At 66.0% G+C, this 19,947-nt stretch carries 13 protein-coding genes; 4 read left to right on the forward strand and 9 right to left on the reverse strand.

Annotated elements, in window-relative coordinates; all coding sequences use genetic code 11:
• Positions 1 to 14 precede the first annotated feature (14 nt).
• From JFY56_RS02000 to JFY56_RS02025, 6 genes are all read right to left on the reverse strand, one after another.
• A complete protein-coding gene (locus JFY56_RS02000) occupies positions 15 to 1,166 on the reverse strand; it encodes an acyl-CoA dehydrogenase family protein (protein WP_208311811.1) in 1,152 nt (383 codons plus the stop codon).
• A 17-nt stretch (positions 1,167 to 1,183) separates the two neighbouring features.
• The gene (locus JFY56_RS02005) at positions 1,184 to 2,014 is read right to left on the reverse strand and encodes an SDR family NAD(P)-dependent oxidoreductase (protein WP_084311238.1); all 831 of its coding nucleotides are present in this window, start codon (positions 2,012 to 2,014) and stop codon (positions 1,184 to 1,186) included.
• A 37-nt stretch (positions 2,015 to 2,051) separates the two neighbouring features.
• A complete protein-coding gene (locus JFY56_RS02010; RefSeq protein ID WP_208311812.1) occupies positions 2,052 to 2,471 on the reverse strand; it encodes a MaoC family dehydratase in 420 nt (139 codons plus the stop codon).
• Between the two features lie 10 nt (positions 2,472 to 2,481).
• Positions 2,482 to 2,922, reverse strand: a complete 441-nt coding sequence (locus tag JFY56_RS02015; RefSeq protein ID WP_084311236.1) for a MaoC family dehydratase N-terminal domain-containing protein — start codon at positions 2,920 to 2,922, stop codon at positions 2,482 to 2,484.
• A 64-nt stretch (positions 2,923 to 2,986) separates the two neighbouring features.
• Positions 2,987 to 4,174, reverse strand: coding sequence for a lipid-transfer protein (locus tag JFY56_RS02020; protein WP_208311813.1), 1,188 nt, complete (start codon positions 4,172 to 4,174; stop codon positions 2,987 to 2,989).
• A 417-nt stretch (positions 4,175 to 4,591) separates the two neighbouring features.
• Positions 4,592 to 5,734, reverse strand: a complete 1,143-nt coding sequence (locus tag JFY56_RS02025) for an acyl-CoA dehydrogenase family protein (protein WP_208311814.1) — start codon at positions 5,732 to 5,734, stop codon at positions 4,592 to 4,594.
• A gap of 247 nt (positions 5,735 to 5,981) precedes the next feature.
• Between JFY56_RS02025 and JFY56_RS02030 the strand changes: the two genes are divergently transcribed.
• The 3 genes from JFY56_RS02030 (at position 5,982) to JFY56_RS02040 (ending at position 10,116) form a co-directional block, all read left to right on the forward strand.
• Positions 5,982 to 8,093 (forward strand): 3-hydroxyacyl-CoA dehydrogenase NAD-binding domain-containing protein, encoded by a 2,112-nt coding sequence (locus tag JFY56_RS02030; RefSeq protein WP_208311815.1) that lies wholly within the window; start codon positions 5,982 to 5,984, stop codon positions 8,091 to 8,093.
• Positions 8,094 to 8,158: 65 nt separating this feature from the next.
• The gene (locus JFY56_RS02035) at positions 8,159 to 9,343 is read left to right on the forward strand and encodes an acetyl-CoA C-acyltransferase (RefSeq protein WP_084311232.1); all 1,185 of its coding nucleotides are present in this window, start codon (positions 8,159 to 8,161) and stop codon (positions 9,341 to 9,343) included.
• The gene (locus JFY56_RS02040) at positions 9,343 to 10,116 is read left to right on the forward strand and encodes an SDR family NAD(P)-dependent oxidoreductase (RefSeq protein WP_208311816.1); all 774 of its coding nucleotides are present in this window, start codon (positions 9,343 to 9,345) and stop codon (positions 10,114 to 10,116) included. The genes JFY56_RS02035 and JFY56_RS02040 overlap by 1 nt, the downstream gene beginning before the upstream one ends.
• Positions 10,117 to 10,166: 50 nt before the next feature.
• On the opposite strand, the gene JFY56_RS02045 is transcribed toward JFY56_RS02040, so the two are convergent.
• Positions 10,167 to 12,857, reverse strand: a complete 2,691-nt coding sequence (locus JFY56_RS02045) for a LuxR C-terminal-related transcriptional regulator (RefSeq protein WP_084311229.1) — start codon at positions 12,855 to 12,857, stop codon at positions 10,167 to 10,169.
• A 225-nt stretch (positions 12,858 to 13,082) separates the two neighbouring features.
• Positions 13,083 to 14,210 carry a CaiB/BaiF CoA transferase family protein gene (locus JFY56_RS02050; protein WP_208311817.1) on the reverse strand — a complete coding sequence of 376 codons (1,128 nt, stop codon included), beginning with the start codon at positions 14,208 to 14,210 and terminating at the stop codon, positions 13,083 to 13,085.
• Positions 14,211 to 14,358: 148 nt separating this feature from the next.
• Between JFY56_RS02050 and JFY56_RS02055 the strand changes: the two genes are divergently transcribed.
• On the forward strand, positions 14,359 to 17,115 hold the full coding sequence (locus JFY56_RS02055; protein ID WP_208311818.1) for a LuxR C-terminal-related transcriptional regulator: 2,757 nt from the start codon (positions 14,359 to 14,361) through the stop codon (positions 17,113 to 17,115).
• Here JFY56_RS02055 and JFY56_RS02060 read toward each other — a convergent pair.
• On the reverse strand, positions 17,112 to 19,673 hold the full coding sequence (locus JFY56_RS02060; RefSeq protein ID WP_208311819.1) for a LuxR C-terminal-related transcriptional regulator: 2,562 nt from the start codon (positions 19,671 to 19,673) through the stop codon (positions 17,112 to 17,114). The genes JFY56_RS02055 and JFY56_RS02060 overlap by 4 nt on opposite strands.
• Positions 19,674 to 19,947 lie beyond the last annotated feature (274 nt).

Consider the following 19,947-nt stretch of genomic DNA (forward strand, 5'->3'; position numbering starts at 1 on the left):
GCCCTGATCCACTGTTACAACGACCGACCGACCAACTCGCGCTGGATCTCGTTGGCGCCGCCGTAGATACGCGCGACGCGGGCGTCGGCGTACATCCGGGCGATGGGGTACTCGTTCATGTAGCCGAAACCGCCGAAGAACTGCAGGCAACGGTCCATGACCTCACCCTGGCGCTCGGTCAGCCAGAACTTGCCCATGGACGCCAGCGTGGTATCCAGGCTGCCATCCACCCAGCGCTGGATGATCAGGTCGACGAAGGTGCGCGAGGCGACCACCGTGGCCTTCACATCGGCGAGGGTGAAACGGGTGTTCTGGAAGTCCAGGATCGCCTTGCCGAAGGCCTTGCGTTCCTTGGTGTACTCCACGGTCAGCGCCAGGGCTCGCTCCATCTGCGCGACGGCCTGGATGGAGATTTCCGCGCGCTCGTAGGGCAACTGCTGCATCAGCTGGTAGAAGCCCTGCCCCTCGGCGCCGCCGAGCAGGCAGTCGGCCGGTACTTCGCACTCGTCGAAGAACATCTCCGAGGTGTCCTGGCCCGGCATGCCGATCTTGTCCAGGCACTTGCCACGGATGAAACCGGGGGTCCTGGTATCGACGATGAACAGCGAGATACCCTGCGAACCCTTGGCTTCCATGTCGGTCTTGGCGACCACGACCACCATGTCGCTCAGTTGGCCGTTGCTGATGAAGGTCTTGGAGCCGCTGATGACGTACTTGTCGCCCTTCTTCACCGCGCGGGTACGCACGCCCTGCAGGTCGGAGCCGGTGCCCGGCTCGGTCATGGCGATGGAGCAGATGCACTCGCCCGAGGCGATCTTCGGCAGCCACTGGCGCTTCTGCTCCTCGGTACCGCTGGCGAGGATGTAATGGCCGACAATGTGGCTGATGCTCAGCGCAATGCTGGCCGCGCCGCCGTAGGCCAGCTCCTGCAGCACCACGGCGTAGTGCGCCGGGGTGCCGTCGGCGCCGCCGTACTCGGACGGAACGTCGGGCAGGATCATGCCCATCTCGCCGCAGGCCAGCCAGGTTTCGCGGTCGCCCTGGTGCTGGGCGCGCCATTTGTCCTCGTTCGGCGCCATCCGCTCACGGACGAAGCGGCGGATGCTGTCGCCGAAAGCCGACAGGTCGTCGGTCATCCAGGCGGAACGGTAGTTGTCCAGTTGCATGACGGATTCCTCTCAGGTCACACGGTGCCCAGGCCGCCACCGCAGACCAGGACCTGGCCGGAGACGAAATCGGACTCGGGGATGCAGAACAGGTAGACGGCGCCGGCGGCTTCCTCCGGGCTGCCCGGGCGACCCAGCGGGCACATCATCTTGCTCGCCTCGATGGCGGACTGCTGGATGCCGACCTTGATCTCGCGGCCCTCGATGTTCACGGTCTTGCTGTTCTCGCCGGCCAGCGCCTGGGTCATGCGGGTCTCGATATGGCCGAAAGCGACGGCGTTGACGTTGACCTTGTGACGGCCCCACTCCTTCGAGAGGGTCTTGGTCATACCGAGGATGCCCGACTTGGCGGTGGAGTAGTTGGTCTGCCCGGCGTTGCCGGCGGCGGCGACGGAGGAGATGTTGACGACCTTGCGGTGCACGACCTTGCCGGCAGCGGCTTCCGCCTTGGCGGCGGCGCTGATAACCGGGTAGGCGGCACGCAGGATGCGGAACGGAGCGGTCAGGTGGCAATCGATGATCGCGTACCACTGCTCATCCGACATCTTCTGGATCACGTTGTCCCAGGTGTAGCCGGCGTTGTTGACGATGATGTCGATGCCACCGAAGTTCTGCACGGCGGTCTGCACGAAACGGTCGGCGAAGTCGACGGCGGTCACGCTGCCCACGCAGGCAACGGCTTCACCGCCGGCAGCGCGGATTTCCGCGACCACTTCCTCGGCGGGCGCCTGGTCCAGATCGTTGACCACCACGCGGGCGCCGTCGGCGGCCAGCTTCAGGGCCACGCTGCGGCCGATACCACGACCGGAACCGGTCACCAGGGCAACTTTACCTTCGAGCTTTTTCATTGTTCCTTACCTGTGTTTTCTTGTTCGGTTGTTTGCTTCAGGCCAAAGCCACCACGGCTTCGCCGACGATCTTGGATTCGCCGTACTGGTTGGCGCACTGGATTTCCAGGCGCACGCGCTTCTCGCCGTCCGCCTCGAACTTCTCGGCGACACGCCCGCTCAGGTGCGGGATATGGCCGATCTGAGTGATGCCGGTGAAGCGCACCGCGATCTTGCGGATCTGCGGCTGCGGCACCCAACTGGTGAGCAGGCGGCCAAGGTAGGCGGCGGAGAGCATGCCGTGGGCGAATACGTCCGGGACGCGCGCCTTGCGGGCGAAATCGATGTCGATGTGAATCTGGTTGTGGTCGCCGGAAGCGCCGGCATAGAGCGCGAGCATGGTGCGGTCGACCGGACGCAGCTTCATCAGCGGCAGCTCGTCGCCAACCTGCACATCGCTGTATTGCGGAATATTCATGGCCATTTCCTCAGCGCTGGACGAGGGACGAGCGGAGATCGGCAATGTGCTCGCCGTCCTGATTGGTGATGCGGGTTTCCTGGACCACGAACTGCAGCGCCCCACCCTTCTTCTCGTACACGTCGGCGATGCGGGTATCGAAGGTCAGCACGTCGCCGGCGAAGGCCATGCGGTGATAGGTGAACTCCTGCTCGGCATGCAGGATGCGGCCGAGGTCGAAGCCCATGACGTCCTCGACGATGGCCTGTGGATTGCGGCCTTCGCTTTCCAGGCACAGCAGGAAGGTCGGCGGTACCGGCAGGGATTTGTAACCGGCAGCCCTGGCGGCGGCCTCGTCGCTGTAGATCGGGTTGGTTTCACCGATGGCCTTGGCGAAGAAACGCAGGCGGCCCTTCTCCACTTCGCTGGTGGTGGTGCCGGTGGATCGGCCGATCAGGCTCTTGTCTGCCATTTCGGTTGGCTCCTGTTGTTGTCTTGAAGTGGCGCGCCCTACCGGGCGCGCGTGTCGTGCCTGATCAGCCGCGACCGTAGAGGGTCACGACACCGGCGCCGCCGAGGCCGAGGTTGTGCTGCAGGGCGAGCTTCACGCCTTCGACCTGACGGGCCTCGGCGGTGCCGCGCAGCTGGTGGCTCAGCTCATAGCACTGCGCCAGGCCGGTGGCGCCCAGCGGGTGGCCCTTGGAGAGCAGGCCGCCGGACGGGTTGACCACCACCTGGCCGCCGTAGGTGTTGTCGCCATCCAGGACGAACTTCTCGCCCTCGCCCACCGCGCAGAAGCCCAGGCCTTCGTAGGTCAGCAGCTCGTTGTGGGCGAAGCAGTCGTGCAGCTCGCAGACGCGGATGTCTTCCGGACCGACGCCGGCTTTCTCGTAGACCTGCTGGGCAGCCGCATGGGTCATGCCGGTGCCGACCACGCTGATCATCGACGGCGGCTCATAGGCATCGGGGGTGTCGGTAGCCATCGCCTGGGCGAGGATGGCCACGTCGGTGCGCAGGCCATGCTTCCTGGCGAAACGCTCGGATACGAGGATCGCCGCAGCGCCGCCGCAGGTCGGCGGACAGGCCATCAGGCGGGTCATCACGCCTTCCCAGACCACCTGGTCGGCCATCACGTCCTCGGTGGTGACCACCTTGCGGAACACCGCCAGCGGGTTGTTGGCCGCATGGCGGCTGGCCTTGGCGCGGATGGCGGCGAAGGTTTCCATCTTGGTGCCGTACTTCTGCATGTGTTCGCGACCGGCGCCGCCAAAGAGCATCAGCGCACCCGGCATGCCGGCGCCTTCCGGGAAGACTTTGGAGGCGGCGCGATAGGATTTGCCCATGGTCGGTTCGCGATCGGTCCAGAAGCTCTTCAGCGCACCCGGCTGCATCTCTTCGAAACCGAAGGCCAAGGCGCAATCCACCGCCCCGCTTTCCACCGCCTGACGGGCCAGGAACAGCGCGGTCGAGCCGCTGGCGCAGTTGTTGTTGACGTTGATCACCGGGATACCGGTCATGCCGACTTCATACAGGGCAGACTGGCCGCAGGTGGAGTCGCCGTAGACATAGCCGGCATAGGCCTGCTGGATCAGTCTGAAATCCAGGCCGGCGTCCTTCAGTGCCAGGCGCACGGCCTCGGCGCCCATCTCGATGTAGGACTTGCTCGCGCCGGGCTTGGCGAACGGGACCATGCCAACGCCAACGACATAGGTTTTCTGCGACATCTTCTTCTCCACGCTCAGTTGACAGTGTCCCGGCTGGCAGTCGAGCCGGGTTTATTGATGGATCAATGGTTGCGCAAGCGGGGGGTGGTGTATCCCGCCCATGGGGAGTGGCATGGAGTGGGATTTGGTGGTCCGCTTTTGCATGGGCGCAATCGCGGGCATGGCCCGCTCCTGCTGAGACTTCGGCGCTGGGAATGCCTCACCCCAACCCTCTCCCGGAGGGAGAGGGGGCACAACGGTGTCGGGAGATATGCCTTGCCAGCCGGCAACGCCGAGCAGTCCCCCCTCCCTGAGGGAGAGGGTTAGGGTGAGGGGGATACGTAGGGCGGGTGCAACCTGCCATATCAATGCCAGGCGACCGCACCAGAAATAAAAAAACCGCCGTGCACGAAGCACGGCGGCGCTCGAAAAAGTCGATCAGAGAGTGCGGGCGATCAGCTCGCGCATGATGTCGTTGGCGCCGCCATAGATGCGGGTGACACGGCAGTCGATGTAGTGGCGGGCAACCGGGTATTCGAGCATGTAGCCGTTGCCGCCGTGCAGCTGCAGGCAGGCATCGACCACCTTGGAGTACAGGTCCGAACACCACATCTTGGCCGCGGCGGCCGCTTCGGTGGTCAACTTGTGCTCCAGGCAGAGTTCCATGCAGCGGTCGACATAGGTCTGGCCGATGACGATCTCCGCCTTCAGGTCGGCGAGCTTGAAGCGCGAATTCTGGAAATCGATGATCGGCTTGCCGAACACCGTGCGGCCGCGGGTGTAGTCGATGGTGCTGTCGAGCACCGCCTGCGCTCCCGAGATGCAGGAGATGGCAATGGACAGGCGCTCCCAGGCCAGCTCCTTCATCAGTTGGTAGAAGCCCTGGCCCGGCACGCCACCGAGAACGCTGCTCTTCGGTACACGCACGTTCTCGAAGAACAGCATGGTGGTGTCCTGGGCATGCAGGCCGACCTTGCGCAGCGGTTTGGACTTGCTCAAACCGGGGCGATCCGCCTCGACCAGGATCAGCGAGATGTCCTGGGAGCCCTTGCCGCTGTTGCCGGTCTTGGCTACTACCACGATGACGTCGCAGTTGGTGCCGTTGGAGATGAAGGTCTTGGCGCCATTGATGACGTACTCGTCACCCTCGAGGACCGCGCGGGTCTTCACCGCCTGCAGGTCGGAGCCGGTGTTCGGCTCGGTCATGGCTACGGCGGAGATGATCTCGCCAGTCGCCATCTTCGGCAGCCACTCCAGCTTCTGCTCTTCGGTGCCGAAGTTGTTCAGGTAGCCGGCGCAGATATCGTGAATCCCGAAACCGTTCAGGCCAGTGGTATTAGCTAGGCCGATCTCTTCGGCAACGATCATCGAGAAGCGCCAGTCCAGGCCCAGGCCGCCATAGGCTTCCGGGGTAGTGGGATTGAGCATCCCCAGTTCGCCGGCCTTTCTCCAGATTTCGCGCGGCACGCGGCGGTCCTCTTCCCACTGTTCATGGTGCGGCATGCACTCATCGGTAAGGAATCGGCGGACGGTACTGCGGAACTCTTCATGTTCGTGACTGAACAGCGTGCGTGGAATCATGGCGGCATTGCCCTCTGTATATCGACTGGATCGTGCCCGCTCGGATGGCGGCAACTCACCCAGGCAGGTTAGGGACATGGCCTTGCGCACAGACCACTCCGTTGGAGTTGGCCGGGGGTGAAAAAAGACTGGGGTGGACCTGTTCCTGCAGGGAGTGGTGTACCGCCCCACTCCGAAGGAAGGGATCGGTAACGCGCGGGTTTCGCTTAACTAGCGAACGCCCGATCCACCGACCCCGGACATTCCAATGAGCAGCCTGATCCGCTATCGCATCGACAACGAACTGGCCCTGATCGGCCTGGCACGCGCGCCCGTCAACGCCCTTGGCCAGCCGCTGCGCGCCGCCCTGCTGGAGGCCATCGAATGTGCCGCTGCCGATCCTTCGGTGCGCGCCATCGTCCTGCATGGCGACGGACTGCCGTTCAGCGCCGGCGCCGACATCGGCGAATTCGGTAGCCTGGCCAGTCTCGCCGCACCCTTCCTGCCCGATGTGCTATTGCGCATGACGCGCCTGGACAAGCCGCTGCTGGCGGCGATCGGCGGTGTCGCCATGGGTGGCGGACTGGAGCTGGCGCTGGCCTGCGGCTATCGCATCGGCGAGCCCACGGCACGCCTTTCCCTGCCGGAAATCAATCTCGGCCTGCTGCCCGGCGCCGGTGGCACCCAGCGCCTGCCACGGCTGATCGGCGTCGAGCCGGCGCTGGAAATGATGATCTCCGGCCAGCCCGTCGATGGTCGTCGCGCCCTGGAGCTGGGCCTGCTGGACCGCGTCAGCCACGATGGAGAGAACCTGCTGGATGCGGCCTGCGCCTTTGCCCGCGAACTGCTCGCCCATGGCGCCCCTGCGCGCCGGCCGGAGCCCTGGACGAACCCGGCAGACAGCATGGCCGACGACTTCATCGAGCGCTATCTGGCCGACAACGAGCCGCGCTGGAAGAACCGCCAGGCGCCCTATCGGGTACTGGCCGCGATAGAGGCCGCCTGCACGCTGCCGCTGGACGAAGGCCTGGCCTGCGAGAGCGAGCTGTTCAGGCAGGCCGAGAGCTCCGCGCAGTCGGTTGCCCAGCGCCATGTGTTCTTCGCCGAACGCGAAGCGGGAAGGATTCCGGGAGTGGATGCCACTACCCCGCTCCGCCCGATCCGCAAGGTCGCGGTGATCGGCGCCGGCACCATGGGCGGCGGCATCGCCATGAACTTCGCCAACGTCGGCATTCCGGTGAAGCTGCTGGAGCAGAAGGCCGAGGCGCTGGATCGCGGCCTGGCGCAGATCCGCAAGAACTACGAGATCAGCGTCAAGCGCGGCAAGCTGACCGAAGCGCAGCTGGAGCAGCGCATGGAACTGCTGCAGGGCACCCTCGACTACGCCGACCTGGCCGACGCCGACCTGGTGATCGAGGCCGTGTTCGAGAACCTGGCGATCAAGCAGCAGGTGTTCCGCACCCTCGACGAGGTGTGCAAGCCCGGCGCGATCCTCGCCAGCAACACCTCGACCCTCGATGTCGACGCCATCGCCGCCGTCACCCGCCGCCCGCAGGACGTCATCGGCCTGCACTTCTTCAGCCCGGCCAACGTCATGCGCCTGCTGGAAGTCGTGCGCGCCCGGGAAACCGCCCCCGACGTGCTGGCCACCACCCTGAAGATCGGCAAGCGTATCGGCAAGATGCCGGTGGTGTCGGGCGTGTGCTTCGGCTTCATCGGCAACCGAATGCTCGAACCCTACTCCCGCGAGGCCCATCGCCTGGTGCTGGAAGGCGCCACCCCGGCGCAGATCGACAAGCTGCTCACCGACCTCGGCCTGGCCATGGGCGTGATGGCCATGCACGACCTGGCCGGCATCGACGTCGGTTACCTGGTGCGCGAGTCGCGCCGCGAGGTCATTGCCCATGACCCGAGCTACTGCAAGCTGGCCGACGAACTCTACGCACTCGGTCGCTACGGGCAGAAGACCAATCGCGGCAGCTATATCTACGAAGGCCGCGAACGCAAGGAAGACTACGAAGTGGTCGCCCTTGCCGAGCGTATCTCCGGCGACCTGGGCATTCCGCGCCGCCCCGTTTCCACGCAGGAGATCCACGACCGCTGCCTGTTCATGCTGATCAACGAGGGCATCCAGCTGCTCGACGAGGGCATCGCCCTGCGCGCCAGCGACATCGACCTGGTGTGGATCAACGGCTACGGCTTCCCCGCCCATGTCGGCGGCCCCATGCATTACGCCGAACAGCTCGGCCTGGACACCGTTCTGGCTGGCATCCGCCAGTACCGCAAGCAGCTCGGCGAGTACGGCGAGATGTGGTTCCAGCCGGCGCCGTTGCTGGAACGCCTGGTTGCCGCTGGCAAGCCCCATATCGAGAAGATCTGAGTCAACCGCGCCCTTCTCTCCTCTCTCTCTGGGAGAGAGGACTAAAACGCCCACAGGACATCCCCATGAAAGAAGCCGTCATTCTCTCCACCGCCCGCACGCCGATTGCCAAGGCATACCGTGGCGCCTTCAACAACACCCGTTCGCCAAGCATGAGTTCCTTCGCCATCCGTGCCGCCGTAGAGCGTGCCGGTGTCGATGCCGGCGAGATCGAAGATCTGGTCATGGGCTCCTCACTGCCCTCCGGCACTGCCGGCTGGAACCTCGGCCGCATGGCCGCGCTGGCCTCCGGCCTGCCGCTCAGCGTCAGCGGCCAGACCATCGACCGCCAGTGCGCCTCCGGCCTGATGGCCATCGCCACCGCTGCCAAGCAGATTATGGTCGACGGCATGCAGGTGACCATCGGCGCCGGCCAGGAGCAGATCAGCCTGGTCCAGCAGTGCAGCGTCGAATGGGCCATGAGCGAGCGCGACGAGCAGGTGACGCGCCACGCCGAGCACGCCTACATGCCGATGCTGCAGACCGCCGAACTGGTAGCCAAACGCTACGGCATCAGCCGCGAAGCGCAGGACGCCTACAGCCTGCAATCGCAGCAGCGTACCGCCGCGGCCCAGCGGGCCGGGCTGTTCGCCAACGAGATCGTCCCGGTCACCGTCACCAAGCAGACCGTGGACAAGGCTACCGGTACGGTGAACCTCGAAGAGGTCACCCTTGGCCAGGACGAAGGCAACCGTCCGCAAACCCGTCTGGAAGACCTGACCGGCCTGAAAAGCGTTTTAGAAGGCGGCTGCATCACTGCTGGCAACGCCAGCCAGCTGTCCGACGGCGCCAGTGCCTGCGTGCTGATGGACGCCCGCCTGGCGGAGCAGCGCAATCTGGAGCCGCTGGGTCTCTATCGCGGCATCGCGGTAGCCGGCCTGGCGCCGGAAGAAATGGGCATCGGCCCCGTCCTGGCCGTGCCCAGGTTGCTCAAGCAGCACGGTCTGACCGTCGACGACATCGGCCTCTGGGAGCTCAACGAGGCCTTCGCCTGCCAGGTGCTCTACTGCCGCGACCGGCTTGGCATCGACAACGACAAGCTCAACGTCAATGGCGGCGCCATCGCGATCGGTCATCCCTACGGCATGAGCGGCGCGCGCATGGTCGGCCACGCCCTGCTGGAAGGTAAACGACGCGGCGTGAAATACGTCGTGATCACCATGTGCATCGGCGGTGGCATGGGCGCCGCCGGCCTGTTCGAGGTGCTTTGATGGAACGGAACATTTTCTCCCTGGCCGGCAAGACCGTGCTGATCACTGGTGCGTCCAGCGGTATCGGCGCTCACTTCGCCCACACCGTAACCGCCGCCGATGCTCGCGTGGTGATCGGCGCGCGGCGGGTCGATCGCCTGCAGGTACTGGCGGCGGAACTGCGCGACAAGGGCGCCAAAGTGCTGGACGTGGCAATGGACGTGACCAGCCGAGACAGCGTCGAGGCGGCTTTCGATGCTGCCGAGGCGGCGTTCGGCGTGGTCGACGTGGTGGTCAACAACGCCGGTATCGGCAACGGCCGGCGCGCGCTGGATATCAGCGAGGAAGACTGGCGCGCCATGCTCTCGACCAATCTCGACGGCGTCTGGCGCGTGGCCCAGTGCGCGGCGCGGCGCATGGTCAAGGCCGGGCGCCCGGGCAGCATCATCAATATCGCCTCGATCCTCGGCCTGCGCGTCGGCATGCAGCTCAGCCACTACTGCACGGCCAAGGCCGGTGTAGTCCAGCTGAGCAAATCTCTGGCGCTGGAACTGGCACGCAGCAACATCCGCGTGAATGCCATCGCTCCCGGCTACTACAAGACCGAGATCAACGACACCCACTTCGAAACCGAGGAAGGCATGGCCTACATCCGCCACATGGTGCCGATGCGCCGCCTGGGCCAGTTGGAGGAACTGGACGGCCCCCTGCTGCTGCTCGCCAGCGAAGCCGGCTCGTTCATGACCGGTTCGGTGCTGGCAGTGGACGGCGGCCATCTGGTCAACTCACTGTAGCCGGCGGTATGGTCCGCCCTCCTCACCCCGGGCCGGGCGGACCATCGGCCTCAGGAGCCGCGCGGAACGCGCTTGCGGGCGATGATGATCGCCTCGTAGCGGCTGGATACCCCGAGCTTGGAGAAGATGTTGCGCAAGTTCCACTTGACCGTCTGCAGGCTCAGGTTCAACGCCAGGGCGATGCGCTTGTTGGACATCGACTGTTCGAGCAGTTCGAGGATTTCCAGCTCGCGCCTGGTCAGCAGCGGCTCCTTGGTCTCGGCCCCGCCGACCTGCGGCTCGACCTCGTCCTGCTCCGTCTGCACAGGCTGCCGCCGGGTGAGTTCCTGCAGGTACGCCGCCAGCTCCTTGTCGGCCGGGATTTCCAGGCGAGTCAGCAGTCTGCGCAGCGGTTCGCCTTCATCCAGCAGCGTGCGCAGCATGCCCATGCGGTAAGCGCCGGCCAGTACGCTCTGCGCGCGCTCCAGCGACTCCTCCTCGCGGCCGAGCATGTCGAGGACGAGGGTGCGGAGGATTTCCGCCTTCAGCCGCCAGCCGCTGCGGGCATACTCGCGCGCGGGCCCCTCGATTTCCGAAAGCGCCCGCAACGCCAGTTCGGGCTGCTGCCGCGCCAGGGCCAGCCGGGCTTTCGACAGCGCGGTGAGGACGGCCACTTCCGCCTGTGCCGGCGTCGGTTCGAGCGTCTCGCGCGGCAGGTCTTCCAGCGCCGCCTGGATGACTTCCGCCTGCCGCCAGTCGCCGCTGCGCAACAGGATGCGCAGCCGCTCGGCGAGCATGGCGGCGACGCCACGGTGCAATCCCAGGTCGCGGAACTGTTCCTCCTGCCGGGACAGATACTCCAGTGCGCTGCGCGAAGACTCCTGCAGCAGCTGCAGGCGCGCATGGCTCAGGGCCGAGCTGATGCGGTACTCCGGCACCGCGAAACGCAGGATGTCCTGGCGATTGGCGAGGACCTCGCGCGCCTCGTCGATGCGGTCGAGCTCGTAGTACGCCTCCCCGAGGATCGCCGCGCAGTTGCAGGCGCTGACCGAACGCCGGCCATGCACCTGCTCGGCCTGGGCGAGCACCGTGGAACAGCTGCGCTCGGCCTCCAGCACGTTGCCCTCGAACAGCGCCATCTGTGCCATCGAGGCCGCGCCGATCAGCGCCATTTCATAACTGCTCGAACGCAGGCAACGACCGGCCGGCGAGTTGAAGTAGCGGCGTGCCTCGGCGTACCGCCCGAGACTGCTCAGCGCGCTGACGGTCAGGCAGGCGCATACCTGGGCGAGGAACGGATTCTCCAGGGTCGTGCCCATCAGCGGCTCCAGCAGCGCATGGGCCTCGGCCATGTCGTCGTGCTGGATTGCCAGGGTCGCCCGCAACAGCGCCACCTGGTCCTGCCATTGCGGCGTCAGTTGCGCGTCAACCAGCGCGGCCAGCCAGCTCTCGGCCCTGGCGGTGCGAGAGGTCAGCAGGCAGCTCCAGATGCCCATGATAAGCAGGTCAGGATGCTGAGTGAGCAGCAACAGCGGAACATTGTCGAGCCAGCGGATGAACTGGCCGAGATGGCTGACGCTCTTGTACGACGGCTGCGAGCGGTGCAGCAGCTCGACCAGCAGGTCGAAGTCTTCGGCGAGCAATGCATGGCGCATGGTTTCGGCAACCAGTCCGGCCCGTTCGAACCACTCCGTTGCCCGCCGGTGCAGCAGTCGCACGTCGGTGCCCGAGGCAACCAGGCGCTTGGCGAGGAATTCGTTGAACATCGGATGCAGGCGCAGCCACTGGTAGTCCCCCGGCGCATCGACCGACTGCAGGAACAGGTTGCGCGACTCGATCGCCTCGATCATCGCCTCGGCCTCGGACACGCCGGTGACATGGGCGGCCAGTGGCGCATTGAAGCGCCGCAGGATGGAGATCTTCTGCAGGAAATCCAGCAGGCCGGCCGGCAGGTCGGCGATCACGTCTTCCGCCAGATACTCCTCCAGGCCCTGGCTGCTCGCCTGCGGGTTGATCGACCCACCCCGGCGCCGCGGGTTGGCCTTGCGCGAAATCGACAGCAGTTGCAGACCGATGGGCCAACCGTCGGCCTGGTCGTGCAAGGCATGGGCCGTATCGACGTCGATCGCGCTGTCCAGATGGGTCTTGAGGAAGTCGTGCGACTCGTGGAAATCGAAGGCCAGTTCCGCGCCCTCCACCTCGCACAGCTCGCCCATCGCCCGCAGGCGGCCAAGCAGCAACCCCGGCATCTGCCGCGAAGCGAGGGCGATGTGCAGGTTGTGCGGCGCGCCTTCGATCAGCCCTTGCAGCAGTTGGGTGATGCGTGGGTCGCGCGCCTGCTGGAGGTCATCGAGCATCAGGTAGAACTCGCCGCTGGTCCTGGCCAGGGTATTGATCAGCAGCGACGACATCATGTGCATCACATCGCTGCCTGCCTCCTCATTGAGCGGCAGGAGATTCTCCTCCAGCGACACCCCGACCTGCTGCAGCGCACCGATCAGGCTCAGGCAGAACGTCTCCAGCTGACTGTCGTCCTGGGACAGCGACATCCAGGCCACGGTCGCCCCGTCGGTGATCAGCGCCTGGCGCCACTGGGCGAGCAGGATGGTCTTGCCGAAGCCGGCGCCAGCGGTGACCAGGAACAGGCGGTTCTGGTGCTCGGCCTGCAGCCGCGCCAGAAGATTCCTGCGCGGGACCGACTGGCTGCCAATGCGCGGCGGGGAGAACTTGGTGCTGACGAGCAGTGGGGAGGTCGGATTCATCTGAACTGGGAACTCCGGGATTGCGGGAACTGGCTGGCGGGGTGGGAACGATGTTTTCACTTGAACGGTGGGTCACCCCTCACTCCAGCCCTGGCTGCGCGCCCCGCTCCAAGGGAGAGGGGACTATTCGGCGTCAGGCGAAACATCGCACTAATCGACACTCCGTCCGGCCCCCTCTCCCTGAGGGAGAGGGTTGGGGTAAGGGGAAACGTTTTGGCCAATGGCTCAGCCAATCGCCCCCACCTCACGCAACACCTCGATTGCCTCCTGGTCGAGCCCGAGCTGTTCGAGGATTTCCAGCGTGTGCTCGCCATTCTTCACCACCTTGCCGACCACGCCCGGCGTGCGGCTCAGGCGCGGTGCGGGCGCCGGATGCACGATGCCGTCGCTTTCGACGAATACGCCACGTGCCTGGTTGTGCGGATAGTTCGGCGCCTCGCTCAGGTCCAGCACCGGGGCGAAGCACACGTCGGTGCCTTCCAGCAGCTCGCACCATTCGTCGCGGGTGCGGGTGAGGAACATGGCTTCCAGTTTGGCACGCAGCTGCGGCCACTCCTTGCGCTCCCACTGGTGCAGGAAGGCCGGATCGTCGATGCCGCAGAGTTCGAGGAACAGCTGGTAGAACTGCGGCTCGATGGCTCCCAACGAAATATAGCCGCCGTCCGCGCAGGCATAGCAGCCGTAGAACGGCGCGCCGCCGTCGAAGATGTTCTCCCCGCGGCCTCGCCATTCGCCTTTCTGCCGGAGCTCGTAGTACATGGTGCCGAGCAGCGCCGCACCGTCGCAGATGGCCGCATCCACCACCTGCCCCTTGCCCGAGCGCTGCGCCTCGAACAGTGCGCTAACCACGCCGAAGGCCAGCATCATCGCTCCGCCGCCCATATCGCCGACCAGGTGCAGCGGCGGCGTCGGCGCACGGTCGGCATGTCCCATGGCATGCAGGGCACCGGTGATGGCGATGTAGTTGAGGTCATGCCCGGCGACCGGCGCCAGCGGGCCGTTCTGGCCCCAGCCGGTCATGCGTCCGTAGACCAGTTTCGGATTGCGTTGCAGGCAAACCACCGGGCCCACGCCCAGCCGCTCCATCACCCCGGGGCGGAAGCCCTCGATCAGCACGTCGGCCTCGTCGATCAGACGCAGCAGCACATCCACCGCCCCCGGTTTGCGCGGGTCGATGCCAATACTGCGGCGGCCACGACTGATCACGCTGTCGTCGCCATTGAGGAAGCCGGACACCAGGCGGTCGACGCGGATCACTTCCGCGCCCATGTCCGCAAGCAGCATGGTGGCGAAGGGCGCCGGCCCTATCGCATTCATTTCCACTACTTTCACACCTGCCAGGGGTCCGGCCATGTTCATTCTCTCTGCGTGATTGAAAAATACCTGCGGGGCCGAGCGCCCCGGCGGTCCTGCGCCCAAGGCTATCCGGGCCGCCGGACATGGCAATCACTCGAATGGCTGAGTACCCTTGGAAGACCCTATCCATCTGCTGGAGAGATCGATGCCTGACCGTCCCGACCTGCTGGCACGCCTGGCCCTGGTACCCGGAGCCGACCAGAAAGGCGGCCTGCAACCACTGCCCAGGCACCTGATCCCGGTTCCGGGATTGCCGGCGAATGAGCAGGCGGTACGGATCAACGCGGGCAAGTTTCGCCCACCGCTCGCCTCCCCCTTCCATCTCCAGCGCAAGCGAATCCTCGCCCGGCTGGGCGAGGTGGCTGGCGCCGGGCTGGTCCTGATCCGCGCCGCCGCTGGCTTCGGCAAGAGCACCCTGCTCTCGCAGTTGCGCGAACTCTGGGCGGCCAATGGCAGGCCGGCTCTGTGGATCAACCTGGATGCGGCGGACAATGACCCGCAGCGCCTAGCCGCACACCTGGATGCCGGTCTGCGCGAACTCGACCTGGCGCGCGGGGTTCGCGTCGAACGCGCGACTGGCGCGCCCCGGCCGGCGGCCCTGCTCGACGAGGTCGCCGAGCGCCAGCAGCCCTTCGTCATCCTCCTCGACGAATTCGAGGTGCTGAACAGCGCCGAGGTGCTGGATTTCGTCCGTCAGTTGCTGGACGCCCTGCCCCCCTGCGGGCTCCTGGCCATTGCCACGCGCAATACGCCGGACCTGGGGCTGGGCCGGCTCAGGGCGCATGGCCGGCTGCTGGAAATCAACGCTGACGCCTTGCGTTTCAGCATGGAAGAAACCCATGCATTCGTTCACGACAAGCACAACCTGTCGCTTCCCGACAGCGAAATCGAGACGCTGCAGAACCGCACCGAAGGCTGGATCACCGCCCTGCACCTGGCCACCCTGTCGCTTCAGGGGCGCCGCGAGCAGAGCGAGTTCGTCGCGGCCTTTTCCGGTACCCACCTGGAGCTGGCCGAATACCTCACCGAAGACGTCCTCTCCCGGCAGAGCGACGAATGCCGCCAGTTCCTGCTGCAGACCTGCATCCTCAATCGCTTCTGCGCGCCGCTGTGCGACGCACTGACCGGCCGCAGCGACAGCCAGTCGATGATCGGGCAGCTGCTGCGCGCAAACCTGTTCCTCTTCCCGCTGGACAGCGAGAACCGCTGGTTCCGCTATCACCCGCTGTTTGCCAGCTTCCTGCGCAGCGCGCTGGAGCGGCAATTGCCCGGACAGGCGCCAGCCCTGCACCGCGCCGCCGCTAGCTGGCATTTCGCCGCCGACCTGCCCTTGCAGGCCATCGAACATCTGCGGCTGGCCGGCGATGAGGAAGAAGTCGCCCGCCAGCTCGACGCGCACCTGGACCAGTTGATCGACATCGGCAGCCTGCGCGCGCTGCTGCGTTGCATCGACCCGATCGCCGCGCCGGTCATCGACCGCTATCCGCGCCTGGTGCTGGTGCACGCCTGGACCCTGCTGCTGGCCCGCCGCTATGCGCAGGCCATGCAGGTCGTCGAGCGCAACTCGTCCAGCCGGGAGACGGAAACCATCCGCTGTCTCCTGCTGGGCCTGACCGATCGGCTGGAGGCCGCCTGCGGTGCCGCCCAGACGCAGTTCGAGCGCCTGCCGCCGGAGGAAACCTTCCAGCTAGGCCTGGTGGGCAACGTCCTCGCCTACTGCCTGATCGCCACGGCGCGCTACGATGAGGCGCGACAGGTGCTGGCACGCATGACCCAGGCCAGCGTGCAGCCGCGCGCACTCATCGTCGACGCAGTCGCCGAGTGCCAGCACGGCATCATCGAACTGGTCCAGGGCCGCCTGAGCGAGGCACGTACGCGCATGCAGGCCGTCGCCGAACGGCGCCGCCAGGGCTCGGAGGACAGGTGGCCGGCAGGCCGGGTGCCGCTAGACATATTCAATGCCCTGACCCTCTATGAAGCCGATCGGCTCGACGAGGCTCGCCATGCGCTGGAGGACGTCCCGCTGGCGGCGATGGATGGCGGCGGCCCTGACGCATCGATCATCAGTCGCGTGCTGCAGGCGCGGATGGCTCATCTGCGTGGCGACCGCACGCTCTGGCTGCATCATCTCGCCTGTCTCGAACAGCTCGGCCGGCAGACCGATTCCTCTCGTCTGCTCTGCGCGGCGTGGCTCGAACGTGCGCGCATCGCCACTATGGAGAACCGCCTGGACGTCGCCAGCCAGGCCCTGCATTCCGCCGAACTCAACAGCGACTGGGAACGCTCCGGGGTACTGCTGTATGGCTGCGATGTGGACACTCCTTTCATCGCCCGGCAGCGCCTGCTCATCGCCCGTGGCGAACATGTGCAGGCCGTGAAGGCCCTGCAGGAGGCCATCGAGGATGCCCTGCGCTTCCAGCACCATCGCCGTGCCCTCAAGCTGCGTCTCCTGCATGCCATGGCGCTGGCCGGCAATGGGCAGCGGGATGAGGCACTTGCCGCGCTCACCCCGGCGCTACAACTGGCGAGCCGCGAGGGCTTCCTGCGCACATTCCTCGACGAAGGGTCGCGCCTGGCGAAGCTGCTTGCCGACTGGGCGGTGTCCTTCCAGCCGGGCTGCAGCAGCCTTGGCATCGCGCCGGCGTTCCTCGCTGATCTTCTTGGCCGCGCGGGCGTGGCGAAAGGCACCGGCAGCAGCGATGCGGACGCGCTGCTGAGCAACCGCGAACTCGAAGTGCTGCGCCTGTCGGCCGCCGGCAATCGCAACCTGGCCATCGCGGCGAAGATGAACCTGTCGCTGCACACGGTGAAAAGCCACCTGCGCAACATCAATCACAAGCTCGGCGCGGAAGGTCGCACGGCGGCCATCGCCATCGCCCGGACGCGCGGCCTGATCGACTAGGCCAGCATGCCTAGCACCCGGGCCCGCATCACTGCCTGGGTACGCCGCTTCACGCCCAGCTTGTGGTTGATGCGGATGGTGTGCGCCTTGACCGTGTTCAGCGAGATGTACAGCCGTTCGCTGATCTCCATGTTGGACAGACCCTCGGCCAGCAGCTCCAGCACGGAGAATTCGCGAGTGGTCAGCACGTCCTGCTTGCCGGGATGCAGGCGCGTCACGCTGCCCGGGCTTGCGACAGGAGGCGTCGCCCACTTCGCCAGCAGGCTGAAAGGCACCGGCTGCCGGATTTCCCGGGGCTCCGGGCAACTCCAGCCCAGTTCCTGCTCGACTTGGCGCAGTGCGACCCCGGCCTCCGCGAGAAGACCGGCGAAACGCAGGCGCTCGCAGCTCTGCGATAAGGCACGCAGTTCCTTTTCCGCCTCGCTCAGATCGCCAGTACCGCGCAGGGCCAGCGCCTGAAGCAATTGGATGCGTTGCGGCAGGGATGGTGCATGCAGCGGCGGTAGCTCCGCCCGCGCCTGCTGCTCCAGCGTGCGCAGTTGAGGCAGCATCTGCTCCCATGCTTCCTGGCGGGCCAGCACGCGCAGGTTCTGCTGGGCGATGGTGCTTGCGTAGCAGTCGGCATGGACCCGTGCGCACTGCATGCGGCGCTCGATCTCGCGCAGATGCTGGCCCGCCTGCTGGTAATCGCCGCGACACGCCGCCACTTCGGACAGGCCGATCCGCGCATGCAGGATGAATGGGTCGGCGCATTCGCGCGCATGATCCTCGCCCCGGCGCAGGGCGATCTCGCTGGCATCCAGGTCACCGCCGAGGAGTGCCAGCTCGCCACGGAGCAGATGCAGGCGGCCAAGCAGCAGGCTGTGTTCGCCTCCCTCCTCCGCGACCAGTTGGAAACATTCGTCCAGCAGAGCGTGCGCCTCGTCCAGCTCGCCGTTGAGGATCATCAGGCGGATGCGGTCGGTGTCGATCAGCACCTCGCTGGCCAGGCAACCCTGACGCCGCGCCAGTTCGAGGGCGGTATGCAGGAGGTTGTGCGCCTTGTCGCCTTCACCGGCGGCCATCGCTACCCGGGCCAGGGTCGAATAGCACAGGTACGCCGATTGCCAGTCGCGTACGTCCAGGTGTTCCAGCGCCGAGTGGCAATGTTCTCGGGCCCCTTCAGCGTTGCCTTCCAGCCCCTGCAGGGTGCCGTACAGCGCCTGCCAGTTGGCCAGGGTTCGCCGGTTGCGCGTGGCGGTGGGTTGCGGCAGGAGGTTGCCGATCCGCGCGATGCACTGCCGCGCCTCGTCCAGCCGCCAGCTGCTCAGCAGCGCCTGGGCATTCAGGTAGATCAGGAATGGTGTGCCTTCCAGCAGGCTGATCGGCAGCCGCGTACGCCAATCGAGCCAGGTGGCCAGATGCTGGTCGGTGAACAGCCAGTCCGGGTGCATGCGATCCATGTAGTTGGCGGCGGTGTCCGCCTGGTCGGCGCAGAGCGCCATTTCCACGGCCTCGTCGGCGAACCCGGCGTCCCACAGGAAGCGGCAACTGTGCACGCGCAGGCGGCCCAGCTCAGCGGCATTCAGCTCCGGCTGCAGGGCGGCTGCCACTGCCGGCAGCAGGCGCCACCAGGTTCCCTGGTTGTCCATGGGCCGCAGTAGCGCCTGTGGCAGCAGGCGATCGCGGAACACGTTCCCACCATCCAGTTCCGGCCAGAGTTGCGCGCACAGCTCGGCAGACACCCGAGGCAGATGCGCCAGGCGAATCAGGATCGTGCGTTCATCCTCGCCCAGGCGCGACAGCAGTTCGCTGCCGAGATAGTCGCGCAGGCTCAGGGCTCCGGGGCGCCCGCCACCCTGATCGTCCAGCAGCAACCGGCTGCCCGCGCACCAGCCAAGGGTGCGCTGCCATATTCCATCGCGGAATGCTTCCGTGGTCGCCGCACCGAGCAGGTTGGCCAGTCCGTCAAATTCGTCGTGGGTGAATGCCAGGTCATCCGCGCCCAGCTCCAGCAGCTCTCCCTCCAGCTGCAGGCTCGACAGCCTCCAGGCGGGACGCCGCCGGCAGCTGACCCAGAGCTGTACGCGCGCGGGCGAGCGGGTCAGCAGATGATCGATCCAGGCGTCGAGCTCGACATCGGCCTCCTCCGGGTAGTCGTCGAGCACCAGGCAGATGGTTTCCCGGCTGGCTTCCAGCGCATCCAGCGTGGCCACGGCGAGGCCATGCGTGGTGCCGCAGCCGGGCAGTTGCATGCGGAGCTTTCCGGCAAGGCGTTCGCAGAAACGGGCCAGTGACGTGGGTTGGCCGTTCAGGCTCAGCCAGCAGCGGCGCCTGCCGGGCGATTGCCGGCCCATGCAGTCGCTGAGTAACGCCGTCTTGCCGTAACCGCCCGGTGCGCAGAGCAGGTGCAGGCGCTTCGGTACGCCCAGCAACCTGTCCAGCAGGCGTGTGCGGGAAAGGAATGCACTGGGCAGTCTGGCTTGCCCGGCGGCCGGAGGCAGTGTGTCGTACCGATCCTTACCAGTCTTGGCGGACCAATCGACGGGGATGTCCTGAAGGTGACTGAACGGAACCATGGGCACTTACCGCATGCAATTATTCACGCCTGCGATGCTCGCCCCGCCCAGGCCGGCGCTCAATCAGCCATAGGAGGTAATTGGACCGGGAGCGGGTGTTCCGCCAGCGCTTGTTACCTTCGGATACAGCTATCCCGCTTCACCGATCAGTAGCAGCGGAAATTCGCTGCCGACGCGTCGATCTAAACCCTTCGGGTAATGCCGCGAAATTGCCAGAACAGGCAATTCAGGCCAGCCGGCGCTGTGCATAGCATGAAGTCTCCAACCGTTTCAT

The sequence above is a fragment of the Pseudomonas schmalbachii genome, from assembly GCF_017589465.1.
Taxonomy (GTDB): domain Bacteria; phylum Pseudomonadota; class Gammaproteobacteria; order Pseudomonadales; family Pseudomonadaceae; genus Pseudomonas; species Pseudomonas schmalbachii.

What these genes read in the sequence shown, in the direction of transcription:
- JFY56_RS02025 (WP_208311814.1), bottom strand. Translation starts at nt 5,734, where the DNA reads ATGATTCCACGCACGCTGTTCAGTCACGAACATGAAGAGTTCCGCAGT.
- JFY56_RS02005 (WP_084311238.1), bottom strand. Translation starts at nt 2,014, where the DNA reads ATGAAAAAGCTCGAAGGTAAAGTTGCCCTGGTGACCGGTTCCGGTCGT.
- JFY56_RS02030 (WP_208311815.1), top strand. Translation starts at nt 5,982, where the DNA reads ATGAGCAGCCTGATCCGCTATCGCATCGACAACGAACTGGCCCTGATC.
- JFY56_RS02015 (WP_084311236.1), bottom strand. Translation starts at nt 2,922, where the DNA reads ATGGCAGACAAGAGCCTGATCGGCCGATCCACCGGCACCACCACCAGC.
- JFY56_RS02020 (WP_208311813.1), bottom strand. Translation starts at nt 4,174, where the DNA reads ATGTCGCAGAAAACCTATGTCGTTGGCGTTGGCATGGTCCCGTTCGCC.
- JFY56_RS02000 (WP_208311811.1), bottom strand. Translation starts at nt 1,166, where the DNA reads ATGCAACTGGACAACTACCGTTCCGCCTGGATGACCGACGACCTGTCG.
- JFY56_RS02055 (WP_208311818.1), top strand. Translation starts at nt 14,359, where the DNA reads ATGCCTGACCGTCCCGACCTGCTGGCACGCCTGGCCCTGGTACCCGGA.
- JFY56_RS02040 (WP_208311816.1), top strand. Translation starts at nt 9,343, where the DNA reads ATGGAACGGAACATTTTCTCCCTGGCCGGCAAGACCGTGCTGATCACT.
- JFY56_RS02060 (WP_208311819.1), bottom strand. Translation starts at nt 19,673, where the DNA reads ATGGTTCCGTTCAGTCACCTTCAGGACATCCCCGTCGATTGGTCCGCC.
- JFY56_RS02045 (WP_084311229.1), bottom strand. Translation starts at nt 12,857, where the DNA reads ATGAATCCGACCTCCCCACTGCTCGTCAGCACCAAGTTCTCCCCGCCG.
- JFY56_RS02050 (WP_208311817.1), bottom strand. Translation starts at nt 14,210, where the DNA reads ATGGCCGGACCCCTGGCAGGTGTGAAAGTAGTGGAAATGAATGCGATA.
- JFY56_RS02035 (WP_084311232.1), top strand. Translation starts at nt 8,159, where the DNA reads ATGAAAGAAGCCGTCATTCTCTCCACCGCCCGCACGCCGATTGCCAAG.
- JFY56_RS02010 (WP_208311812.1), bottom strand. Translation starts at nt 2,471, where the DNA reads ATGAATATTCCGCAATACAGCGATGTGCAGGTTGGCGACGAGCTGCCG.